At 68.0% G+C, this 20,973-nt stretch carries 27 protein-coding genes and 1 tRNA gene; 13 read left to right on the top strand and 15 right to left on the bottom strand.

Annotation, left to right across the window (positions count from 1 at the left end):
* The first annotated feature begins 58 nt into the window (after positions 1-58).
* Together RYH79_RS09695 and RYH79_RS09690 are read left to right on the top strand one after the other, a co-directional pair.
* Positions 59-652, top strand: a complete 594-nt coding sequence (locus RYH79_RS09695; protein WP_370898564.1) for a DUF1684 domain-containing protein — start codon at positions 59-61, stop codon at positions 650-652.
* Positions 653-701: 49 nt separating this feature from the next.
* Positions 702-878, top strand: coding sequence for a DUF8178 family membrane protein (locus RYH79_RS09690; RefSeq protein WP_370898562.1), 177 nt, complete (start codon positions 702-704; stop codon positions 876-878).
* 11 nt (positions 879-889) lie between these two features.
* Here RYH79_RS09690 and RYH79_RS09685 read toward each other — a convergent pair whose 3' ends face one another.
* Entirely contained in the window at positions 890-1,687 is a 798-nt protein-coding gene (locus RYH79_RS09685; RefSeq protein ID WP_370898560.1) for an HpcH/HpaI aldolase family protein, read from the bottom strand.
* A gap of 337 nt (positions 1,688-2,024) precedes the next feature.
* On the opposite strand from RYH79_RS09685, the gene RYH79_RS09680 reads away from it, so the two are divergent.
* On the top strand, positions 2,025-3,047 hold the full coding sequence (locus RYH79_RS09680) for a queuosine salvage family protein (protein WP_370898558.1): 1,023 nt from the start codon (positions 2,025-2,027) through the stop codon (positions 3,045-3,047).
* A gap of 1 nt (position 3,048) precedes the next feature.
* Here RYH79_RS09680 and RYH79_RS09675 read toward each other — a convergent pair whose 3' ends face one another.
* The 3 genes from RYH79_RS09675 to RYH79_RS09665 form a co-directional block, all read right to left on the bottom strand.
* Entirely contained in the window at positions 3,049-4,209 is a 1,161-nt protein-coding gene (locus RYH79_RS09675) for a hypothetical protein (protein ID WP_370898556.1), read from the bottom strand.
* 85 nt (positions 4,210-4,294) lie between these two features.
* Positions 4,295-4,434: transfer RNA gene (locus tag RYH79_RS09670), tRNA-Met, on the bottom strand.
* 122 nt (positions 4,435-4,556) lie between these two features.
* Complete coding sequence (locus RYH79_RS09665; RefSeq protein ID WP_370898554.1) at positions 4,557-5,144, bottom strand: thymidine kinase; 588 nt, start codon at positions 5,142-5,144, stop codon at positions 4,557-4,559.
* A 99-nt stretch (positions 5,145-5,243) separates the two neighbouring features.
* On the opposite strand from RYH79_RS09665, the gene RYH79_RS09660 reads away from it, so the two are divergent.
* The 3 genes from RYH79_RS09660 to RYH79_RS09650 are packed head-to-tail and all read left to right on the top strand — an operon-like array spanning position 5,244 to position 7,157.
* Entirely contained in the window at positions 5,244-6,404 is a 1,161-nt protein-coding gene (locus RYH79_RS09660; protein WP_370898552.1) for a pentapeptide repeat-containing protein, read from the top strand.
* Between the two features lie 52 nt (positions 6,405-6,456).
* Positions 6,457-6,819 carry a MarR family transcriptional regulator gene (locus tag RYH79_RS09655; protein ID WP_370898550.1) on the top strand — a complete coding sequence of 121 codons (363 nt, stop codon included), beginning with the start codon at positions 6,457-6,459 and terminating at the stop codon, positions 6,817-6,819.
* On the top strand, positions 6,816-7,157 hold the full coding sequence (locus tag RYH79_RS09650; protein WP_370898548.1) for a type II toxin-antitoxin system PemK/MazF family toxin: 342 nt from the start codon (positions 6,816-6,818) through the stop codon (positions 7,155-7,157). Before RYH79_RS09655 ends, RYH79_RS09650 begins: the two co-directional genes overlap by 4 nt.
* 55 nt (positions 7,158-7,212) lie before the next feature.
* Here the strand turns inward: RYH79_RS09650 and RYH79_RS09645 are convergent, their stop codons facing one another.
* A complete protein-coding gene (locus RYH79_RS09645; protein WP_370898546.1) occupies positions 7,213-7,374 on the bottom strand; it encodes a hypothetical protein in 162 nt (53 codons plus the stop codon).
* 263 nt (positions 7,375-7,637) lie between these two features.
* On the opposite strand from RYH79_RS09645, the gene RYH79_RS09640 reads away from it, so the two are divergent.
* The gene (locus RYH79_RS09640; RefSeq protein WP_370898544.1) at positions 7,638-8,282 is read left to right on the top strand and encodes a hypothetical protein; all 645 of its coding nucleotides are present in this window, start codon (positions 7,638-7,640) and stop codon (positions 8,280-8,282) included.
* Between the two features lie 45 nt (positions 8,283-8,327).
* Here RYH79_RS09640 and paaE read toward each other — a convergent pair whose 3' ends face one another.
* Genes paaE through RYH79_RS09615 form a run of 5 tightly spaced genes read right to left on the bottom strand, consistent with a single transcriptional unit; the run spans position 8,328 to position 11,091 of the window.
* Entirely contained in the window at positions 8,328-8,525 is a 198-nt protein-coding gene (paaE, locus tag RYH79_RS09635; protein ID WP_370898542.1) for a 1,2-phenylacetyl-CoA epoxidase subunit PaaE, read from the bottom strand.
* Positions 8,526-8,942, bottom strand: a complete 417-nt coding sequence (paaD, locus tag RYH79_RS09630; RefSeq protein ID WP_370898540.1) for a 1,2-phenylacetyl-CoA epoxidase subunit PaaD — start codon at positions 8,940-8,942, stop codon at positions 8,526-8,528.
* A 2-nt stretch (positions 8,943-8,944) separates the two neighbouring features.
* On the bottom strand, positions 8,945-9,769 hold the full coding sequence (gene paaC, locus RYH79_RS09625; protein ID WP_370898538.1) for a 1,2-phenylacetyl-CoA epoxidase subunit PaaC: 825 nt from the start codon (positions 9,767-9,769) through the stop codon (positions 8,945-8,947).
* Positions 9,766-10,113, bottom strand: coding sequence for a 1,2-phenylacetyl-CoA epoxidase subunit PaaB (gene paaB, locus RYH79_RS09620; RefSeq protein ID WP_370898536.1), 348 nt, complete (start codon positions 10,111-10,113; stop codon positions 9,766-9,768). The genes paaC and paaB overlap by 4 nt, the downstream gene beginning before the upstream one ends.
* Positions 10,114-10,152: 39 nt before the next feature.
* On the bottom strand, positions 10,153-11,091 hold the full coding sequence (locus tag RYH79_RS09615; protein WP_370898534.1) for a Phenylacetic acid catabolic protein: 939 nt from the start codon (positions 11,089-11,091) through the stop codon (positions 10,153-10,155).
* 83 nt (positions 11,092-11,174) lie between these two features.
* On the opposite strand from RYH79_RS09615, the gene RYH79_RS09610 reads away from it, so the two are divergent.
* Positions 11,175-11,828 (top strand): helix-turn-helix domain-containing protein, encoded by a 654-nt coding sequence (locus RYH79_RS09610; protein ID WP_370898532.1) that lies wholly within the window; start codon positions 11,175-11,177, stop codon positions 11,826-11,828.
* Here RYH79_RS09610 and RYH79_RS09605 read toward each other — a convergent pair.
* Positions 11,825-12,679 carry a DUF7839 domain-containing protein gene (locus RYH79_RS09605; RefSeq protein ID WP_370898530.1) on the bottom strand — a complete coding sequence of 285 codons (855 nt, stop codon included), beginning with the start codon at positions 12,677-12,679 and terminating at the stop codon, positions 11,825-11,827. The genes RYH79_RS09610 and RYH79_RS09605 overlap by 4 nt on opposite strands.
* Before the next feature lie 116 nt (positions 12,680-12,795).
* Here RYH79_RS09605 and RYH79_RS09600 point away from each other — a divergent pair, with 116 nt between their 5' ends.
* Both RYH79_RS09600 and RYH79_RS09595 read left to right on the top strand, forming a co-directional pair.
* Complete coding sequence (locus tag RYH79_RS09600) at positions 12,796-13,659, top strand: SDR family oxidoreductase (protein WP_370898528.1); 864 nt, start codon at positions 12,796-12,798, stop codon at positions 13,657-13,659.
* Positions 13,660-13,735: 76 nt separating this feature from the next.
* Positions 13,736-14,992, top strand: coding sequence for a saccharopine dehydrogenase family protein (locus RYH79_RS09595; RefSeq protein ID WP_370898526.1), 1,257 nt, complete (start codon positions 13,736-13,738; stop codon positions 14,990-14,992).
* A gap of 12 nt (positions 14,993-15,004) precedes the next feature.
* Here RYH79_RS09595 and RYH79_RS09590 read toward each other — a convergent pair whose 3' ends face one another.
* Positions 15,005-15,622, bottom strand: a complete 618-nt coding sequence (locus RYH79_RS09590) for a DsbA family oxidoreductase (RefSeq protein WP_370898524.1) — start codon at positions 15,620-15,622, stop codon at positions 15,005-15,007.
* A gap of 102 nt (positions 15,623-15,724) precedes the next feature.
* Complete coding sequence (locus tag RYH79_RS09585) at positions 15,725-17,005, bottom strand: DUF7405 family protein (protein WP_370898522.1); 1,281 nt, start codon at positions 17,003-17,005, stop codon at positions 15,725-15,727.
* A 114-nt stretch (positions 17,006-17,119) separates the two neighbouring features.
* Between RYH79_RS09585 and RYH79_RS09580 the strand changes: the two genes are divergently transcribed.
* Positions 17,120-18,214: a CNNM domain-containing protein gene (locus RYH79_RS09580; RefSeq protein ID WP_370898520.1), complete on the top strand. Its 1,095-nt coding sequence runs from the start codon at positions 17,120-17,122 to the stop codon at positions 18,212-18,214.
* Between the two features lie 7 nt (positions 18,215-18,221).
* Here the strand turns inward: RYH79_RS09580 and RYH79_RS09575 are convergent, their stop codons facing one another.
* Complete coding sequence (locus RYH79_RS09575) at positions 18,222-18,728, bottom strand: DUF7993 family protein (RefSeq protein ID WP_370898518.1); 507 nt, start codon at positions 18,726-18,728, stop codon at positions 18,222-18,224.
* Positions 18,728-19,183, bottom strand: coding sequence for a DUF2240 family protein (locus RYH79_RS09570; RefSeq protein WP_370898516.1), 456 nt, complete (start codon positions 19,181-19,183; stop codon positions 18,728-18,730). Before RYH79_RS09570 ends, RYH79_RS09575 begins: the two co-directional genes overlap by 1 nt.
* A gap of 180 nt (positions 19,184-19,363) precedes the next feature.
* On the opposite strand from RYH79_RS09570, the gene RYH79_RS09565 reads away from it, so the two are divergent.
* Together RYH79_RS09565 and RYH79_RS09560 are read left to right on the top strand one after the other, a co-directional pair.
* On the top strand, positions 19,364-20,335 hold the full coding sequence (locus RYH79_RS09565; RefSeq protein ID WP_370898514.1) for a transcriptional regulator: 972 nt from the start codon (positions 19,364-19,366) through the stop codon (positions 20,333-20,335).
* Positions 20,336-20,373: 38 nt separating this feature from the next.
* Positions 20,374-20,943, top strand: coding sequence for a hypothetical protein (locus tag RYH79_RS09560; protein ID WP_370898512.1), 570 nt, complete (start codon positions 20,374-20,376; stop codon positions 20,941-20,943).
* The last annotated feature ends 30 nt before the right edge of the window (positions 20,944-20,973 follow it).

Here is a 20,973-nt window from a genome sequence, read left to right as displayed (position 1 = left end):
TTAGGCGTGGCGGACCACGAGCCGCGACACTGAAGCCCGTCGCCGGCCAACCCCGACCGTGACGGAGTTCGACGAGGCCGACTGGCGCGAACGGCTCCGAGAGAGTCGGGCGGAGAAAGACGAGTTCCTGTCGACGGACCGGCGGTCCCCGTTGTCGCCGGCCGTCCGCGAGGAGTTCGACGGGCTGGAGTACTTCGAGCCCGCACCGGCGTACCGCGTCGAAGCGACTGTCCGGATCGACGACGACGCGGAGCCGGTGGAGGCCACCGTCGAGAACGGCGATCCACAGCGGCTCGTCCCCGTCGTGACCTTCGAGTTCGAACTGCCGACGGCCGGCGGCGACGACACCGTCGCGGAGTCGGTCTGTGGCTACCGCCCGACCGGCGGCGGCGACGGAATCTTCGTCCCGTTCCGGGACAAGACGACCGGTCAAGCGACCTACCGCGGCGGCCGCTACCTCGACTTCCACCCCGAGAGTGAACTGACGGACGGCGACGAGGTGGTCGTCGACTTCAACCTCGCGTACACGCCGTTCTGTGCGTTCGACGACGCCTTCGCCTGCCCGCTCCCGCCCGAGGAGAACTGGCTGTCGACGACGGTCCCGGCGGGCGAGCGGGCGCCGGACCTGGAGGCCGCCACGACGGAGTCGTGACCGGCGTGGAGAGAAACCCTCTTTGCTCGCCGAGAGCCTACGCAGTCGTATGAACCGCGACATCGCGCTCGGCGGCGCACTGATGCTGATCGGGATTCTCATGTTCCTCCCCGGAATCCAGGCGGACGCCAGCCCGCTGTGGCAGGCCGCGCTCGTGCCGGCGGCCGCGCTCCTGACGTACGGCACCTACCGCGTCGGCACGAGCAACGACGGCCGGGCAGTGTAACGCACCCCCCGTCAGCTCCGTCCCGAGCCCCCCTCGGTGTTCTCCGTCCCCGTCTCCGTGTCCGCGTACCGTGCCAGCGACGCCGACACCCCGCGCTGGAGCGCGGTCGTGTCCGCCGCGACGGCCTGGAAGTCGAACCCCCGGGCGGCCCAGTCGTCCACCTGGTCCGGCGCCGTCGCCAGTGTACCGACCGGCACCGTGCTGTCCGCGAGCACGGTGTCGACGGCCGAACGGAACGACTCTGCGTCGTACTCGCCGAACACGCCCAGCGACGCCGACAGGTCCGCCGGCCCGACGAACACGGCGTCCAGCCCGTCGACGGCGGAGATCTCGGCGACGTTGTCGACGGCCCGTGGGGACTCCACCTGGACGACCGTCGCCAGTCGGTCGGCGGCGGTGTCGTAGTAGTCGTCCAACGACGCGCCGTAGTCGGACGCCCGACCGGCGGCGAGCCCGCGGTCGCCCGCCGGGGGGTACCGAGTCGCGTCCACGAACGACTCCGTCTCGGCGGCGGTCTCGACCTGTGGGGCGATCACCCCCGCGGCACCGGTGTCGAGCAGCCGTTTGATCCGGACCGGGTCGTTCCAGGCCGCCCTGACGAGCGCGACCGCGTCGCCCGGGGCGGCCTCGACCGCCCGAACGGCGTTCTCGACCGTCTCGACGCTCGCGGCGGTGTGTTCCGTGTCGACGACGACGAAGTCCGTCCCCGTGCCGGCGACCACCTCCGCGACGGTCGGCGACGGCATCGACAGCCACACGCCCGCCGGCGCTCCCTCGCGGAGCCGACGGCTGATACCCTCGTCTCTCACGGCAAAATCGTGACCGGCCGGGGGTTTCAACCCTCCGTACTCCCCGCTCACAGCCCGAACCTGATCCCGATCGCCGCCAGACAGACCACCGCCCAGACGACGACCACCGCTGCCGCCAGGAGGTCCGACTCCGTCGCGTCGTTCAACACGCCGGCCCACCTCGTTTTCTCTCGCTCGACTCGTCTGCGCGCCTCGTTCCTTCGTCCATCCCTCTCACCCCAGGTGTCACCGCGTGGCTGAGGAGTATGTGTCTTGTGGACGTTTCACATGGGGTGGGGGGTTGGCGGGTGAAGACTCCCGAAAGTTGAAGCCGGGAGGCGGCCCAGAGTAACGAGAGATGGTACTAAGCCGTCAACTGCCGCCGACGCCGGTGCGCGAGTCGGTCGGTCGTCTCGCAGACGACCTCCGGCGAGTCAGGGTCAACACCGAGGCGGTAGAGACGACTGCTGCAGAGTGGGCCGACCGGGAGTTCGAACTGCCGGCGTGGCGTGCGCCGGTGTTCCCGGACGAGCGCCAGCCGGGGGTCACCCCTGCGGACGTGTTCGACTTCATGTTCGTCGGGAACGCGATCAACTTCGCCTTCAGAGAGTTCGAAACCGGCCGCAAGTTCACTGCAGAGTACGACGGTCACGAGTGGCGTGGCGCGTTCGGTATGTGGGCGTGCCTGAAGCGTGCACACGACACCGGGATTCCAATCACCTCTGAACAGTTCCTTGCCGATCTCTCCCGTGATGACTTCGACGACCTGTTCACGCCGGTCGACGGGACACAGCTCCCCCTTGCGACCGAACGCTACGAGATTCTCACCGGACTCGGCGAACGACTGGTCGCTGCAGAGGGCGAGCGATTCCACGACCTGTTTGAGACGGAGTCGGTGGCTCTGTACGACGACGGGTTCGGCTTCGTCGACGAGTTAGTCGAGCGGTTCCCGTCGTTCCGTGACGAGTGGCGCGTGGAGACGACCGACGACCACATGACCGTTCGGTTCGACAAGCGGGGACAGTTGCTGGCCGGAATGCTCTTTGGCCGATTCGGGGACGGCTGGTTCTCCATCGAGAGCCCGACATCGTTCAGCGTGTTCGCCGACTACAACCTCCCGAACGTGCTCCGGTCGTTGGGCATCCTCGAGTACGACTCGGCGCTCGCGGAGGAGGTCGACGCTGGTCGGCCACTCGAACCGGGCTCGCGTCCCGAGGTGGAACTCAGGGCCGCGACGCTGCTCGCGGCCGACGAACTCGCTGTCCAACTGTCTCGATCTCGTGACCGTCCCGTGACCGGCCCGGAACTGGACTACGCCCTGTTCCAGGCGCGCGACGGTGTCGAGACGGAGCCGCACCGGTGTCGGACGACTGCGTACTGACTCACCGCTCGTAGATCGCCAGCACGTCCAAGTCTGGTCCGGACTTCGCGGTCCCCACCAGTCGGATTCCGTGCTCATACCCGCGTTTCACGAGGTTGTATGCGAAGGTTCCGGTGTTGTACGCTCCGCGTCCCTGGATGTGGAGGTGGAGCGTGTTCCCTTCGTCAGTGTACGGCAGCCTGAAGTCTATCCACTCGATTCGTCCGTGTTCGCCGGCTGCCTCCTCGATCGTACGGACCACCGTCTTCGGATCGAAGCTGTCCTCGAACCAGTCCCAGTAGTACTCCCGTGCCTCCAACACGTCGTCTCCCACGCGCGCACCAGGGTCGTAGGTGTCTTCCTCGCTGTTGTAGTACTCCCCGAGTTGCGACCACGTCAGATCCCGCTGTGGATACCGAGGTGGGAGTTCACGCCCGCTTCGCAGGTCCCTGTACAGTGACACCACGGCACCGTCGGCGAACTCTGCTGCGGTCGGGACCAGTGTCGTCGCCAGATCACTCTCCTGCGAGCCTCCTGCGGTTGTCGCTCCGGAGTCTCGAACGCCCGGAAGTTCGAGCACGAGGAGATCTCGTGGAGGCGTCGGCGTGCAGTTGCCGCCGAGGTGATCTGACACCTCGCCGAACCCCTCACAGACGATCGGCTCACCGCCGAACTCTCCACTGTCGGCTATCTGGATCCTCTCACCGCCGTCTCCGTCACTGTCGGAGTCGGCAACTACACCAAGGTACCGTAGGACAATCTGTGCCAACTGTCGCTGTGGTCCCTGGACGAGTTGGAACTGCCTGCTCGACCTGTCGAACGACTCCCGTTCGAAGCTCCCGTCGAGCATCCCTGTGAGGCTGAGGCCTCCCGAAATCGGCAACCCACCGGCTATCATCTCCACGAGTTCCGAAGTCTCAAGGCTCAAATCTGTGTTTCCTTCGAAACTGCCACCGCCAGACGCGAACTCTCGCTCCTCTTCCGTCTCGCCCCCTGCCTCTGGTTCTCTCCTGTACGGACGGAAGATCGACCCGACGACGATGTCGTACAGCCGCCCGATTCGGTGTTCGTCGACGAACAGCGGTACGTCAATCAGCCACTCCAACTGTTCGCGTAGCTGTTCGTCGAGTCCCTCGCTCGCTACACTCACCTCACCCTCGTCCGTCTCGTCGCCGTCTGTCACACCGTGGTCTGCTCCCCCCTCGTACAAATAACTAAGCAGACAACTGGTCCAGAACGCACCTCTACGTATCGTCCACTGTGAGAAGTGCCGGGGGCGGGCTTCGAACCCGCGATCTCCGCATGTCCCAGGTACGAGGCTCGGCGGGCCTCTGGGAGCGGAGTGGGAACCGCACCGAATCTCGGAACCCTATGAGTGCGGCGCTATGTCCAGCTAAGCCACCCCGGCGCAGTTTCCCGTGGGGTGGTGAGACTCTTTACCCTTCCGATCCGTCGCGGTCTCGTCACGCGGTCACGCGGTCGGGAGCGCCACCGCCCCGACTGGTCTGCGGTCGCGCCCGCCAGGCCCGCTCACTCCCCCTGGAGTTCGTGACAGTTGCGACACCGGGCCTCGTAGCGTTCGTCGGCGCCGACGACGATCGTCGGATCGTCGGCGTGGGCCGGCTCCCCGTCGACGAGCCGTTGGTTCCGGGTCGCCGGCTCGCCACACTCCGCACAGATCGCCTGGAGCTTGTCGACGTACTCCGCCAGCGCGATCAGCTCCGGCAACGGGTGGAACGGCTCGCCTCTGAACGTCTGGTCCGTACCACAGGCGATCACGCGCCGGTCGTCCGCGGCCAGCGACTCCACCACGTCGACGAGCGTGTCGTCGAAGAAGTTCGCCTCGTCGACCGCGACCACCTCCTCCCCGTTCAACTGTTCCGTCAGGTCCCAGGGACCGTCCCCCTCCGGGTCGATCACGGTCGCCTCCCACTCCCGCCCGGCGTGTGACCCGATCTTCGTCGTGCCGTAGCGGTCGTCCAACGCCGGCGTGAACACGGCGATCTCCTGGCCCGCGATCCGCGCGCGCCGCAGCCGTCGCAGCAGCTCCTCCGTCTTCCCGGAGAACATCGACCCCGTTATCACCTCGACGAACCCCGACTGGGTGATCTCGTGCACGCCAGTGTCGGTGTGGGGTGGCGAGGTTAACTGTTGTCTTACGTGGTCGGGTGGATGTAGCTCCTAGTTTTTTCTGCTATCAGCCTTGTCAGTTGTTCAATGAGCGCAGTACCAGATACGCGGTGTGGCTTCGAGATGCTGGCGTCAAGTGCTATGCCCGAGTACACTCCTCTCCCAGATTCGCTTCCGAATGCTACTGAGACCTATCACTCCGCTGTGTGCTGTCGTGAGACTGTTGCGGGTGGTGACCGGTGCATCTGGCATGCGGATGTGTCGGGAAAACCTAGAAAAGACTTTCCGGAGGTCAATCAAGACAAGCCGGTCGTCCTTGACGGTGCAAATCTGTCTGGGGCCGATCTTGGTGAAAAATCACTTACTGATGTGCAGATGAGGTTTGCCGACCTTTCGGGAGTTGATTTCGAAGATGCAGACCTCTCGGGTTCAGATCTTCTCGCGGCTGATCTCTCAGAAGCAGATCTACTCAATGCCGACTTTCTGGACACAGATCTTCCCAGTGCTAACTTGTCAGGTGCCCATCTTAGGGATGCTGAATTTTCAGACGCCGACTTTACTGATTCAAATCTTCGAAATGCACAAGCCAGGGGGGCCAACTTCAATGCAGCTACGCTCGAACGCGCTGACCTCTCGAAGGCCAACCTCTTCGGCGCTAACCTTACTGAAGCTGAACTCTACGGTGCAATTCTCTCGGATATTCGTCTGGACGACAACACACAGTTTGGAGACCACTACACGGACCAGGATGACGATAGTAAGAAAGCAACGTGGACATTTCGGCAGATTGAACAAATATCCCGAGACAGCGCGCTCCCAGAGCAGGTAACTGAGGCTACTATCCAACGGAAAAAGCATCGTCGAATGTACTATTGGAGACAGCAAAACGTTCGCTCGTGGGTCAGAAACCGACTGTTCGGCCTGCTCACGAAACACGGCGAGTCTCCGGGGCGCGTCGTCGTGTTCTCAATCTTGACGGTCCTGGCCGGAGCAGCCGCCTTCCCTCTCTTCGGAATCCGTGACACGACGAACAACGGCCAGGTCCTCACCTACGCCCTCCAGAACACCGACCTCCTGAACCTCCTCGGGAAGGGGCTCTACCTCTCAACGGTCACGTTCACCACAGTCGGCTACGGCGACCTCCAGCCCGTCGGTTACGGACAACTCCTCGCCACCATTGAGTCGTTCCTCGGAGCGCTCCTGATGGCACTGCTCGTGTTCGTCCTCGGACGGCGGGCGACACGGTGATCGTCGCCCGACGGGCAGTAGCTACAAATAGATACAATCCGTACACTCGGATATGCCAGTGGAGTTCGACGAGTACCGAGCGAATCGTCCGGACGACGATCTCCCGATAGACCCAGAGTCGAACGCCTTCCGCATCCTCCAGTTCCTCGCACAGAACCCGACGCTGGGGTTCAAGCCGAGCGAGATCCGCGACGAGGTGGAGATCCCCGACGGGAGCGTCAACCCGACACTGTCCCGTCTCGCCGACCGCGGACTGGTGGAACACGAGTCGCCGTACTGGTCCGCCGCAGACGACGACCGGCTCGCGGCCGTCGAGGGAACCCTCCACACGATGCGGGCGTTTGAGGAGCGGCACGCCGACGACGAGTTCGATGGCTGGCACAACAGTGACGTTGACCCCCGGGATCATCGATGAGCGACGACCTGTTCATACGGCGGGATGTCGTCTGGCACCCGGCGCCGTTCAAATCCGGGCCACAGGAGCGCCCGTACGTCGTACTCACCGACTCGAATCACCCGTTCTACGGCGAGGAGTACGGCGTCGTCGCACTCACACGGACGAACCGCCCGCCAGCGGTCGAACTCTCTGCGGAAGCGTGGGCACTCGGGGACCCTGGCGGCGAGAGCTACGCCTCTCCGTGGTACATCTTCACACTGAAACACGAAGACGTAATTCGACCGAAAGGGCGTCTCGCGGACACCGCGGTCGACCGAATCGCCGAGCGAGTCGGAGAGATGATCGGAGCCGTCTGACCCCTTCTCCGACCAAGCGGCGCATTCCGACGGCGTCTGCGACGTACGTCGTCATCTACGCCTCCGGCTCGGGCTCCGAGCCGTCCCACTCCGTCTCACGCTTCCGTTTCAGTCGCTCGTTTGCCTTCCGCACCCACTCCTCTCGGTCGGCCCCGGAGATGGAGCTGTCGAACGCGACGCCTTTCGTCGTCGGTGTCTCATCGTCGCTGTCGCTCACACGCCAATCTTAGTCACATTATACAAAAGCTGCGTTGTCCGCCCTAACCGCAGTTCGAACGGGTACCCTCCTACCTGAACCGTTCAAGCGGCTACCCGCAGTCGTGACAGACGCATATCGACTGGCGGGATGGCATTTGCCGGCAACAACTGTTCCCACCGGCTCTTGATCTCGCCGCCCCTGACTCCGCGGTGATCTGACGGCAGCAGAGCCGTTCAGCTGAAGAACGTTTACACGACAGCCGTCCGTACCGTCTCGTGAAAATGAGTCGTTCCAGAGAGGCGACCGAACCGACCACCGACTCCGACGTTCCCTCGGTCGCGGCCGTCTTCGGTGTCGACGACAGCGTGCCGTACGAGACCGAGCGGACGGTCCAGCGGTACCTCTCGCAGGAGACTCGACACAACGTCCTCCAAGTCCTGTTGGGACACCCGTCTCACCTTGCGTCCACGACCGAGATCGCGTACTACGTCCCGCGGAGTCGATCCGCCGTCAGCGACCAGCTCGCGGACCTCGCGGACCACGAGATCCTGACACAGTATCACCACGAGTCGAACGAGGACGCTCGTGACGTTCCCGCGGACTTCTGGGGGCTCACCGTCTTCGGCGTCTCGTTGCTGGCGGAGTACAATTACCTCCGTGGGCTGCCGGTGCTCCGCGCGGTCCACGACGCCACGCACAAGACCGAGACGGTCAAACGACACGAGGAGTGTCCACGCCCCGTACTACCGTCCGCGGTCGAAGAAGCGTTCGACGGGGACGAGCGAGACGCGGCGGACGTGCCCGGCGACGACACGACGCTCGCAGATCTCCGCGAGGAGACGTTCTACGCCGACGCCGCCCCCGCAGACCCGAGCGCCCTGAACGGGGGCGCAGACGGCGACCGGACGCTCGACGAACTGTTCTGAGCCGTCGAAACGGGTGTCGCGGCGGTCGACGACCGTCCGCCGGGCTCACCCGAACCGCTCGAACGGCTGCCCACAGTCCCGACAGAAGTGCATCGACCGGCACGAGGACGGCCCCTGCGGGTGGTCGCGCTCCGTCTCCGTCGACCCGCAGTAGGGGCACTCCACGCCACTCGTCTCGCCGCTGGTGGTCGTGCTCGGGTCGTCGTCGTCCGTCGGTGCCGATGGGGTGGGTGTCTCGCTCATCTACACGCTCAGTCCGAACTCCCGCAGGGCGTCGCGCCCCTCGGGGGTCACCATGTTCACGTTCCACTCCGGGCTGTACTGGAGCCGCACCTCCGCGTCCGCGACCGCGGCGACCGTCTCCGCGGCACACCGCACGTCGTTCGTCAGGATGCCGCGGGCGGGACACCCGGAGTAGGTGAGTGTCATCTCCACCTCGCAGGTGCCGGCGGTCTCGTCCACGTCGACACCGTAGATCAGTCCCAGGTCGACCACGCTGACGGGCATCTCCGGGTCCTCCACCTCGCGGAGCGCGTCCCACACCGCCGCGGTCGCGCCGGTCGCGTCCGCGCCGGTCTTCGGGTAGTCCGCCGGCGACTCTCCGTCCTCGTACTCCGTGTACGCGCAGGCGTCCGAGTCCAGCGGCGCGTTCGTCGGCACGGCTACACCCCCTCGCTGGACAGCGTCGCGGGCTCCTCGGGCTGGATCTCGTGGTACGTCGCGGTGAACTCTTCGTGGAGCTCCCTCCAGGCGTCGGTGTGGCTGCCGTCACGGCCGCGTGCCTCGGGTGACGCCGTCTCCTCGGGGTCGGGCACGTCCAGTCCGAGCCCCTCCAGCCGCGGGATCACGGTGTCGAGCCACTCTTCGCGCATCTCCGCCAGCGACGCCGTCCGGAACCCCGCCTCCCGAATCGTCGCCTCGTGGTCGCCGGCCGCGAACAACGACAGCGCGTGGGTGAACAGGTCGTCGACGGCCGTCTGGAGTCGGGTGGCCCCCTCCGGGTCGTCGGCCAGGCGTTCGAGCCAGTTTTCGGCGTGCTCGCGGTGGTACGTCTCCTCGTCTAACGCCTTGCCGACGCGGTCGGCCAACGGGGCGTAGCTCGTGTCCAGCAACGCCTCCAACCGGATGCGCTCGGCGACGTCGTAGAGGTACCCCCGGACGACGGCGTTGCCCCAGCCCCCGTCGGGGAACGGTCGTTCGACGAGCGTGCTGTGAGTCCAGTCGTCGACGGGCCGCTCCCAGAGGTACTCCGCCTCCGAGTAACCGAGCTCTCCCAGGAGGTCGAACCAGAGTCTGGCGTGACCGAACTCGTCTTGCGCGACGTTCGCCAGCGCCAGGTCCGACTCCAGGGTGGGGGCGTAGATCTGCCACTCCGTCGCCCGCTCGGCGTGGACGTACTCGTCGTCCGCGAGCCGGAACAGCAGTTCCTCTAACGCAGCCCGTTGCTCGTCGGTGAGGTCGTCGCGGTCCAGCCCGGCGCCCGTCACGACTCTGCCCCCTCGCGGCCGTCGTCTTCGTCGCCGCGCTTCTCTGCGGCCTCCCGCTGGGCCGCCTCGCTGTCGGCCACCTCCTCGGCGAAGGAGGCGTCGACGTCGTTGTACGTCATCGCCCACCGGTAGGACTTGTCCGTCGTCCCGCCGAACGCCGTGTCCTCGCCGTCCACCTCGCCGACCTCCGACTGGGGGACGACCCACAGCGAGTTCGTCTCCATCCGGCGGGCGTGCTGGACGGCCGCGAACTGCTTCGCCATCTCTCGGTCGGGCGCGTGGACGTTGCCGACGTGCTGGTGGTAGTCACCCGGTTCCTCCTGTCTGAACACTTCCCAGATCATGTGTGGTCTCCGTGGTGCCGCTGGTCTCTCTCGTGTCGGTCAGTCGGCCGCCTGTGGCGTCGTGTCGCCGGCCGCCTCGACGCCGTCCAACGAGCTCCGGACCCACTCGACGGCCTCCTGGCGTCGCCGCCGGCTGCCGATCTGCTCGTGGCTCCCCTCGTAGTCGTTCTTGGCGATGGTCCAGAACTCGTCCCACTCCAGGTCGTCCTCGCGGACGGCCATCGTCCCGTCGTCGCGCTCGAAGATCCGGGGGTACTCGGGGATCTCCAGCCCGTACTTCCGGGCCTTCGGGAGGTACATGTCGAGGAACGAGTTCCGGAGTTCGTCGTTCGAGACGGTCTTCAGCCCGACCCGTTGGGCGAACTCGTCGTGGTGCGACTCGTCGTTCGTCGGCCCGAAGAACTGGAGAATCCGGGGCCACCACTCCTCGAAGGTGTCCTGAACGCGATCCTGGGTCGCCTTCGACGAGGTCATCAGCTCCCTCAGGATCGACTCCCCGTGTTTGACGTGGAACCCCTCCTCGAAACACACCTTGTCCATCGCGTGAGCGTACGGCGTCCAGGAGGTACGCTTGAGCGTGGCCTGCCGACGCATCGCCCCGCCGTCGACGAAGAAGTCGATCATCGGTGCCTCGTACCAGGAGTCGACGGGGTAGTGGAAGCAGTTGAGGAACTTCCCCTCCCCTTCGGCCAGCTCCGTCAGCATCTCCTCGCGGGTCTTCACGCCCAGCGTCTCCGCGGCGCGGTACAGCAGTTGGGCGTGACCGATCTCGTCTTGCACCTTCGCCGTACACGCCAGCTTCCGGTCCAGCGACGGCGCGTGCCGCGTGAACTGCTTGTCGAGGTAGCCGCCCATCACCTCGCTGTTGGCGTGAAACTGGATCATCCGCGTCGCGGCGCGGCGGTACTCCTCCGGGAGGTCGTCGTCCGGGCCGAACGCCCGCGGCCCGGCACGTTCCTCCACCGTCTCGATGTCCATGTACAGCGACACGGACTGCCGTACCGTAGGAATTTCCCCGTCTATGGCCGGGGTTGAAGTGAGATCCGCGCAGATGTTGCCGTGTGATCGACGAGTGTCTCGTCGTCGAGGTGGCGGTGACGGGCGACGACTGCCCGTTGTCGGCGGCCGCGGCCGACTGTGAGACGACGGTCACGGCCGACCCGCCGTCGTTGCGCCGCGACGGCAACGCGCTCGTCCGGTGTTCCGCCCCGGCCGGCGAGGGGGTGGCGGCGACACTGGACGGGGACGACCGGGTGCGGTACCTCCACCGCGCGGCCGCCGACGACCGCACCGCTACCGGTGACCGCGCCGCGTACCGCTGTCTCTCCTTGTCCCCGTGTGTGGTCCACGACCTCGTCGACGTGGGGTTCATGCCCGAGACACTCACCTACCGCCCGGACGGGGCGCGGTTCGCCGGCGCCGTCGTCGGCCGCGAGGTGCTCCAGGGCGTGATGTCTGCCGCCGGCGACCGCGTCGGCGTCGGCTTGGAACGAGTGTACCCGTTGGGGGGCGGCGACGCGGGCGCCGCCGGTCGGTTCGACGTCACGCCCGCACAGCGAGCGGCCATCGAGACCGCGACCGAGATGGGGTACTTCGGGGTGCCGAAGGCCGTCACCGCGAGCGAGGTGGCCGCAGAGCTGGACATCGGGAAGACCGCCTTCCTCGAACGGCTCCGCCGGGGTCAAGCGGCGTTGTTCGAGCAGTTGTTCGGTTAGCTCGGCTCCGCCTCGATCACCTCGTAGCCGACCGCAGAGTCACGCAGCCGGTCCGTGTGTACCGACACCTGGTCGGAGACGGCGACCAAGCTCACGTCCAACCCCTTCGTCGCCGCCTCCTCCACCGCCTCGGCGGTGCCGAACCGAACGTCCGGAGTGATCTCCGCCCGGCGCAGCGCCGCCAGCGCCTCCGTCCCCGCGGCGGCGACGAGGTCCGCCTCCACCCCGTGACGCCGCAGCGTCTCGTCGTCGACCGCGCGGCTCCCGCCGGCCTCCACCGACGGCACCTCCACGACCGTCACTGTCCCGAGTTCGTAGTCGACGACCCCCTCGAACTCCGTCACGCCCACGTCCGTCCCGGCGGCCGCGTCCGTCACCGCAAGCGCCGTCGCGCCGGACCGTTCGGCCGTCTCCTCGTCGTCCGTGCCTCCGTCTGGTGCCGACTGGTCGTCCAACGGTGTCGCCGTCAGTACCCCGTCGCGCATCGACAGCGCGACCCGTTGCCCGTCCGTCACGTCGTCGGCGGCGACGGCGGTGTCCACCTCCACGTCGCCGAGCACCTCCTCGGAGACGTGGCCGACGTACGCCTCCAGCGCCGTCGTCTGCGAGATGAGCCAGTCGACCCCCTCGACGGTCACCTCGTAGCGCCCGCGGGCCTGGCGGTCGACGTAGCCCGCCTCCGCGAGGTCACCGAGGTGCTCCGACACCGCCTGGGCGGTGACGCCGACCTCGTCGGCGATCTCCCGTTGGCTCACCGCCGGCTGGCGCTGGGCGATCTCGACGAGGATCCGGTACCGGGTGGCCTCCCGCTTGCTCCGTAACACCTCGGCCCCGTCGCGCGAGTCGCTCATGTGTCCGAGTTGTGGTGCCCCAGGCAAGTAGCTTCGTCTCTCTGCCGACAACCCGCCGCCCGTTGGCGACCGTGGTCTTCCCCGCGGTTCTTGTCGGTCCGGCACGACCGGGGGGTGTGGACACACCCAGACTCGACGCGCTGGAGACGCCGGACCTCTCCGGCTCGACGGCGTTCGTCACCGGCACGACCCGTGGCATCGGCAAGGAGATCGCGCTCGCGCTCGCCGAGGCGGGGGCGAACGTCGTCTCCACCGGCAAGACCGTCGACGACTCCGACTCCGACCTGGAGGGGACGATCGGCGAGACCGCCGACGCCTGCCGGGAACGAGGGGTCGACAGCCTCGCCGTCCAACTGGACGTGCGCGACGAGGCGGCGGTGGAGGCCGCCGTCGAGACCGCAATCGACGAGTTCGGTGAGGTCGACATCGTGATCAACAACGCGAGCGCGATCCAGTTGGCCAACGTCGCGGACCTCCCGACGAAACGGTTCGATCTCCTGAACGACGTGAACGCCCGGGGGAGCTACCTCGTCGCCCGCGCGTTCCTCCCACACCTCCGCGAGCAGGACGGTGCCTGGCTGTTGGCGAACGCGCCACCGGTGACGACGGACCGCGCTCCGGGAAAGGCGCCGTACGCGTGGTCCAAGCTGGGAATGAGCTTCCTCACCCTGTCGCTGGCCGAAGAACTCGCGGCCGACGACGTCGGGTGTAACACGTTCTGGCCGGTCACCGCCATCGACACCCGAGCGACGCGGTACTTCGGCCTCGGGACGGAAGACGACTGGCGACACCCGCGGATCGTCGCCGACACGGTCTTGGGGATCCTCTCGCGTGATCCCGCCGAGTTCACGGGAGAGGCGCTGTACGACGAGGACGTGTTGCGCGAGGCCGGCGTGGAGTCGTTCGCCCCGTACAACCTCACCGAGGGCGACCCCGCGCCCACCTCCGCGCAGATGTTCGACGAGTCGTTCTCGCGGTAGTCCTCGCGAGACGGGGGGTGGTCGTCGGAGACCACACAGTTGAACCGCCGCCGAGCCGAAGAGTACTCGACAACCCGTGTCGACACAACACCGACAGTACGACGTACTCGTGTGGGGCGCGACTGGGGTCGCCGGCCGGCTCGTCGCCGAACACCTGACGGACCGGTACGCGCCGGAGGACCTGGCGCTCGCGTTGGGCGGTCGGAGCGAGGAACGGCTCGCGGCGGTCGCCGAGGCGTTCACCGGCGCCGACAGCGAGTGGGACGACCTCCCGCTCGTGCTCGGTGACGCGACCGAGCCGGAGCGGCTCCGAGAGATCGCCGAACAGACGCAGGTGGTGTGTACGACCGTCGGGCCGTACACCACCTACGGCTCGCCGATGGTCGCGGCGTGTGCCGCCGCCGGCACCGACTACTGTGACCTCACCGGCGAGGTGAACTGGGTCCGCGAGATCGTCGACCGCTACCACGACGAGGCGGCTGCGAACGACGCTCGGATCGTCCACAGCTGTGGGTTCGACTCCGTCCCGACGGATCTGGGGACGGCGGTCGTACAGGAACACGCGCTCGAGACCTTCGAGGCGCCGTGTGACGTAGTTCGGGTGTACCTGGAGGCGGGCGACGGCGGCGTCAGCGGTGGGACGTTGGCGAGCTTCGCAGAGCTGTTCGACGAGGCCTCGAGTGACCCCATCGCGCGCCAGACACTGGCGAACCCCTACTCGCTGGCGCCAGCGGGGGAACGCGACGGCGTCGACCCGGGCGAACAGACCGGGCCACGACGAGACGGGCTGCGCGGGGAGTGGACCGGTCCGTCGCCGATGGCGGTCGTGAACGAACGGGTGGTCCGGCGAAGCAACGCTCTCCTGGAATACCCGTGGGGTCGGGAGTTCCGGTGTACCGAGTCGATCCCGACCGGTGACGGTCTCGGCGGGGCGGCCGCCGCGACCGGACTGTCGGCGGGGATGGGGCTGGTGACGGCTGCGTTGTCGGTCGACCCCGTCCGCGAGGCGGTACGCGAGTACGTCTTCCCCGACCGGGGAGAGGGGCCGTCGTCCGAGGAGGCCAAGGAGGGCCGGTTCCGGATCGGACTGCTCGGGCGCGGCACCGCACCGGAGGGGCAGTTCGTCGTCGAGGGGACGTTCGCGGCCGACCGCGGTCCGGGCTACGGCGCGACCGCACAGATGCTCGGGGAGTCGGCGGTGGCACTCCTCCGAGACGACACCGACTCACCGCTGTCGGGTGGGGTGCTCACCCCGGCGTCGGGAATCGGGACGCCACTCGCCGGCCGACTCCGTGACGTGGGGTTCGAGATCACGGCCGGGACGCGGGCGTGAGCCGCCTCGGGATCAGGCCCCCTCGACCAGTCGTTCGAGGTGGGCCGGCGGCACCGCCCCGCGAGCGGCGTGGTCGCCGTAGACGAACGTCGGGATCCCGCTGATCCCCCGGCGTCGTGCGCGCTCGAACCGGTCGTCTAGCTCCGTGCCGAGTCGGTCGTCGGAGACGGCCTCGCGGATCTCCCCGCTCGGCACGCCGACGTCCTCGGCGACGGCGGCGAGCACGTCCGGGTCGGCGATGTCGCGGCCGTCGCGCCAGTAGGCGTCCATCGTCGCGTTGTAGAACTCGTCGAAGGAGTCGGACGTCTGTCGGACGTACAACGCCGCCTGTTGGGCGTCCCAGGAGTCCACCTCCGGCAGGTCGTCGAACGACTGCATCTCGACGTCGTACTGCTCCCGGAGTCGCGCGACGTTCTCGCGTGCCTCCTCGAAGTACGCCTCGTCTTTCCCGTCGTCCACGTCCCGGAACCCACCGTCCGGGTCGCGCTTGTACCCGCGGAGGTCGAACAACCGCCACTCGACGGTCGGCGGGTCGTCGGCGGCCGCGAGGTACTCCCGGAGTGCGGCACGGCCCAAGTAACAGAACGGACAGACGAAGTCCGAGTAGACGGCCAGTGTGTCGTCGGTCACACACGTCGTTCGTCCTGTGGCGGTTTCAGGAGAGTGACTCCAGTCGGAGTCGCGTACCGCCGCTCGACGGACACCGGTTCCGTCTCCCCCGAGACACTCGCCTCACTCCGCCGGACGCGGGAGCGCTCGCTTGGCCCGCGGCGGCACGAGGAAGTACCCCCGGTGACGGACGAACACGTACTCCAAGATGCCGTTGTTGACGCGTTGTCTGACCGCGGGCGTGGCGTCCATCACGTCGTCGCCGTTCATCGCGCGCCGGACCGCCTCGAACGCCGACAGGTCCCGTTGGAGCGACGGGAAGTGGAGACTCGCCACTCCGTCGTCGGTCGACTCGAAGTGTCGCCGGAGGAGACGGACGTCGCCGTCGGCGTCGCGGTTGGCCCGGGCGGCCTTCTGAGCGTGACCGATCCGGCCGTGTTCCCGGGCGACCTCGCCGAGGTCGTCGAGGAACGCGTCGACCCCGCTGTCGTCGCCGAGGCTCTCGCCGACTCCGTCGACGAGTCCCCGTTCGGCGTGTTGTGGCGAGAACAACTCCGTGACTCGTTCGTCGTGGGTCTGTTCGTCGTACCAGTCCGAGAGCCGTTGCCGCCAGTTCGAGACGGCCTTCGTCGTCCCGCCCGCGAACGCCCCGTCCTCGAGCGTGACGTACGCCTCGGTCGCCTGGTTCTGGCGAAAGCCGGCCACGAACCCCGTGAACAACGGCGCGGCCTCGGGAACCGGGTTGCCGTCCGGGATGCCCTCCAGCCCGTCTGCGCGTTCGCGCGGCATTCCGGCACCGACGAACCCCGTCCGGCGGTCGGCGATCTCGACGGCGTCGGTCAGTGCCGGCACGGGGGCGTCGTTGGCTCGGTCGCGTCGCCCTCGGAGTGCCTCCTCTGCCGCGAGCAACGCCGTCGAGCGGTCGGACGCGAGGTGGACGAGCAGGTCGTGTTCGTCGAACGTCGGGGTCTCGAAGTCCGCCAGCGGCCGCGGCCGCGGGAGGTCGACCCCCGCCGGCCCGGAGCCGTATCGCTCGAAGTACGCCCGGGAGTAGGCGACGGAGTGGAGCAACCCCTCGTTGCTCCAGGCGAACGCGTCGTCGAGGGCGTCGAAGGCGGCTCCGACCCGTTCGCGGGCCGTCTCCGTCGGCGGGCCGTCGCCGGGGAGCTCGCAGTACAGCAACAGCTGGTGGCGCGGCAACAACGTGTTCCCGTGGTCGTCGGTCCGGACGTGGTCGTTCCAGGCGTGTTGCTCCTGGGGGTGTGCGCCGGGGCCGTCGCCGGCCGGGATGGGCTCGGTCTCGTCGCCGAACCGGTCCAGACACGCCGACAACGCCGCCGCCCCGCCGGTTGCGACGGCCGCCTTGCAGAACTCCCGCCGAGGGAGTGTGTCGTCGAGCGTCACGCTCGTCGCTCCGTGTTCGCGGGGTTAGTCGGTTACGACGGCACCCACGGACTGCCGACGGTGAATTCGACCGAAGACCACTAACGGCTGGCCCGTGACGCGCCGCCCACCGGTATGAACACGTTCGAGATCGGGCTCCGGCTGGCCGCCGGCACGCTCCTGATCCTGGCGAACGGCTTCTTCGTCGCAATCGAGTTCGCGCTCACACGCGCTAGACAGTTCACGGAGTCGGAGTTCCTCGGCGGTGACAGCCGTCTAGAACGCGCCTGGGAGATGACACAGGACCTGGAGCTGTACCTCACGACCTGTCAGGTCGGGATCACGGCCTCCAGTATCGCGGTCGGCATCGTCGCAGAGCCGGCGCTCGCGGCGTTGTTCGAGCCGTTGTTCGGCGGCACCGCGCTGGCGTCGTTGGGTGCCGGCGCCCTGATCGCGTACTTCATCATCAACCTCGTCCACCTCACCCACGGGGAGCAGACCCCGACGTACCTCGGGGTCGAGCGGTCGCGGTTCGTCTGCCGCTACGGCGCCGCGCCGCTCCACTACTTCTACGTCGTGATCTCGCCGTTGATCAAGCTGGGCGACTGGGTGGCCAAACAGACCCTCCGGCTGTTCGGCGTCGAGATGACCGGCGCCTGGCTGGAGGCGGAAGAAGACGCTATCGAGTCCCGCGCCCAGCTCCGAACCCGGCTGTCGTCACTGCTGGAGGAGGGTGAGCTGTCGGGCGAACGGCGCGAGGAGGTGTTACACGCCTTGGAGGCCGGCACGACGGAGGTGCGGGAGGTGATGGTCTCGGAGCCGGACGTGACGTTCCTCTCGACGGCCGCCGACCCGACGGAGAACCTGCGGCGGATCGCCGAGACGGCGTACGTCCGGTACCCGCTCGTTGGCGAGAGCGTCGACGAGTTCGTCGGGATGGTGTACGTCCCGAGCGTCGTCGACCAGACGGACGCGCTGAAGAACGGGGAGACGACGTTCGAGGAGCTCGCGGCGCCGCCGATGACGATCTCCGCAGACACGTCCGTCAGTGACGCCGTCGACCGCTTCCAGGCGGAGAGTCAGGAGCTCGCGTTGGTCCTGTCGGACGGCGAGGTGGTCGGCCTCCTCACCGCGACAGACGCCCTAGAGACGGTGATGGGGGAGCTGGAGGACCCGTTGGACACGGACGAACCACACCCGGCCGGCCGGGACGACATCGCGCCGAACTGAGCGACGGTCACTCCCCGTCGTCTGTGGCTCCTCTCTCGCCGCCCTCTGCGGGTCCTCCCCCACCGTCGCCTGCGGCCTCTCCGTCGCCGTCGTCTGCGGGCTCCCCCCCGCCGAGTGCGTCGGCGACGGCGGCGAACACCGGGAGCACCCGTTTCACGTCGGCGCCGTCCTCGACGAACACGAGCGTCTGAGGCGGGGTGACGGCTTTCGGACGGACCCGGAGTCCGGCCTCGCGGGCGGCGTCGGCGGCGACCGCCGGCAGGTCGGCCGCGGTCGCGTCCGTCGCGGTGACGGCGGCGTGGGCCCGGTCCGGGTGGACGGCGACGGACGCGACCGGGACGGACCCGGACTCACCGTCCAGCACGACCCGGTACGCGGTCGCGCCGTCCGGCGTCGGCTCCACGTCCGGGTCGGCGTCGACCACGGCGAACGTCGGGCGGACGGCCTCGCTCGACAGCTCCGAGGACAACAACTGTGCGATCCGGACACCGTCGTCGAGTCGTTCCTGGACCATCAGTCGTCACCCCCGAGCAGGTCCGTCCGGGCGGCCGCCGCGGTGTCGGCGACGTCGACACCACGCTCGCGGGCCACCAGGACGGCCGCCGTCTCCAGGCTGACGGCGATCTCGCTCTGCCGTTCGTTGGCGGCCGCGACCGCCTCCCGTTTCTCGACGCCGGCGGCGACGAGCCGGTCGATCACCCGTTCGAACGTGGACTGCTCGGTCAACACGTCCGAGTCCGGGGTGAAGTTCTCCGGCACGGTCACGCCGCTGGGGTCGAACGTCGCCCGCAGGTCTCCGTTCTCGTGGGTGAGGAGTCCGCGACCCTCTGCCACGTCGACGAGCCGCTTGGCCTGGTCCGGCGAGAACCAGTCCCGGTCCAGCGACAGCGCGACGACGAACTCGCCTTCCCCCATCCTGTCCGTGCCGGCGCTCCGGAACGGCACCGCCACGGTCGTCTCTAGGCTCACGCCACACACTGTCGCCGTGTGGGGTGAAAAAGCGCACCCTCCGTGCCGACCGCGCGGGCCGCCGACTGACCCTACTTCAAACTACTTGCCGCCCGTGTGGGCGATCCGCCGGACGGGACTCCGACGAGGATCGCACGGTCGCCACAACCGTTATCAACCAGGAGTCGGGTAGGTAGTGGTATGTCCCGTGAGGCACTCCTGGAGAACGTGACCGCGCTGCTCGCCGACGCGGGCTTCCTGACGAGCGAGCGGTGTGCGGTCCGTCCGCGGGGGTTCGACCTCGCTGCCCGGTCGGGCGAGGACCTGCTCCTCGTCAAGGTGCTGGGCAACGTGGACGCCTTCGACGCCGCGACCGGCGGTGAGATGCGTCGCCTGGGCCGGTACCTGTCGGGTACACCGTTGGTCGTCGGGCTGCGGACCCGCGACGAGGACCTGAAGCCGGGTGTGGTGTACTTCCGACACGGCGTGCCGGCGATCCACCCGGACACGCTGTACGACCTGTTGTTGGAGGGTGTGCCGCCGCTGATCTACGCCGCCCCCGGCGGGCTGTACGTCAACATCGACGGCGACCTGGTGGCGGACGAACGGCGCGATCGCGGCTGGAGTCTCGGCCGGCTGGCCGAGGAGCTGGGCGTCTCCCGACGCACCGTGGCGAAGTACGAGGACGGGATGAACGCCTCCGTCGAGGTGGCGGTGAAGCTGGAGGACGTGTTCGACGAGCCGTTCTCCGACCCCGTCTCCGTGATGGACGGCGCCGAGGAGGTCCGCGACGGTGAGCCGGACCCGGACGAACCGGAGCCATCGGCGGACCCGGAGACGGAGCGTGTCCACGCGGTGTTGTCCGCCGCCGGGTTCGTCGTCCACCCGACGGAGCGGGCGCCGTTCGACACGGTCGGCGAGGAGGACGCCGGCGCCGAGTTCACGCTGTTGTCCACGCAGGCGTCGCTCACCCGGGCCGGCGAGAAACGCGCCAAGCTGATGGCGTCCATCGGCCGCGTCACCCACACTCGAGCGGTGTTCTTCACCGACGACGACGCCGACCGGGAGTCCGTCGACGGCACGGCCGTCGTCGGCCGGTCGGAGCTGTCGGACGACCCCGAGCGACTCCGCGACCTCATCCGCGAGCGGTCCGACGAGCCACAGGAGGCGTAGCCGCCAGCTTTAGATCGTCGCGCGTCGCAGCCCTTCTCGTGACTTCCGTCGAGCCACTGTCGCCGGCGACCGTCTTCCGGGAGTGGATTCGCCGCGAGACGGACAAGTCGGAGACGCCGGACCGTGACCCGACGGGCTGGGACCGCGACCGGGCGATTCGCGTGCTCGCCGAGACGTTCGACGAGCCGGCGCGCCCGGCGGCCACGGGCGAGCCAGTCTGGCACGCGGTGACGCTGTCGGGCGCGGAGCTGGGAGCGCTCGGGACGTTCCCGGAGCCGGCCTGGGACAGACTGTCCGACGACGGCACCGTCGCGGGTGCGGTCGACCGATTCGCGGCCGCCGACGGCGTGGAGTCGTCGTTCCCGGGGGCGACGGAGACGGTCCGAGCCATGCGACCGGCGGCGACGACGGAGTTGGGCGCCGCCGTCGCCCGTGCGGTCGACGGCGACGGCGAGCCGACGGGGTCGTGGCCCCCGCGGTTGTTGGACGGCAACCACCGGGCGTGTGCCGTCCACTGGGCCGCTCGCCAGGGGGCGTCCACGTCGCTGACTGTCCACCTCGCTCACGACCGTCCGCTGTCGGCGCTCCCGTTGGAGTCCGACCCCTAGCCCGGGGGGCCGCCCGCCGGATGGCGAAAG

The organism is Halobaculum sp. MBLA0143, assembly GCF_041361465.1.
Classification (GTDB): Archaea; Halobacteriota; Halobacteria; order Halobacteriales; family Haloferacaceae; genus JAHENP01.
Note: the sequence above shows the minus strand (reverse complement) of the source record. Positions and strands in the feature narration are given on the sequence as shown.

Coding starts and splice junctions, on each gene's coding strand:
- RYH79_RS09690 (WP_370898562.1), top strand. CDS start 702: ATGAACCGCGACATCGCGCTCGGCGGCGCACTGATGCTGATCGGGATT.
- RYH79_RS09680 (WP_370898558.1), top strand. CDS start 2,025: ATGGTACTAAGCCGTCAACTGCCGCCGACGCCGGTGCGCGAGTCGGTC.
- RYH79_RS09660 (WP_370898552.1), top strand. CDS start 5,244: ATGAGCGCAGTACCAGATACGCGGTGTGGCTTCGAGATGCTGGCGTCA.
- RYH79_RS09655 (WP_370898550.1), top strand. CDS start 6,457: ATGCCAGTGGAGTTCGACGAGTACCGAGCGAATCGTCCGGACGACGAT.
- RYH79_RS09650 (WP_370898548.1), top strand. CDS start 6,816: ATGAGCGACGACCTGTTCATACGGCGGGATGTCGTCTGGCACCCGGCG.
- RYH79_RS09640 (WP_370898544.1), top strand. CDS start 7,638: ATGAGTCGTTCCAGAGAGGCGACCGAACCGACCACCGACTCCGACGTT.
- paaE (WP_370898542.1), bottom strand. CDS start 8,525: ATGAGCGAGACACCCACCCCATCGGCACCGACGGACGACGACGACCCG.
- paaB (WP_370898536.1), bottom strand. CDS start 10,113: ATGATCTGGGAAGTGTTCAGACAGGAGGAACCGGGTGACTACCACCAG.
- RYH79_RS09615 (WP_370898534.1), bottom strand. CDS start 11,091: ATGGACATCGAGACGGTGGAGGAACGTGCCGGGCCGCGGGCGTTCGGC.
- RYH79_RS09605 (WP_370898530.1), bottom strand. CDS start 12,679: ATGAGCGACTCGCGCGACGGGGCCGAGGTGTTACGGAGCAAGCGGGAG.
- RYH79_RS09580 (WP_370898520.1), top strand. CDS start 17,120: ATGAACACGTTCGAGATCGGGCTCCGGCTGGCCGCCGGCACGCTCCTG.
- RYH79_RS09575 (WP_370898518.1), bottom strand. CDS start 18,728: ATGGTCCAGGAACGACTCGACGACGGTGTCCGGATCGCACAGTTGTTG.
- RYH79_RS09565 (WP_370898514.1), top strand. CDS start 19,364: ATGTCCCGTGAGGCACTCCTGGAGAACGTGACCGCGCTGCTCGCCGAC.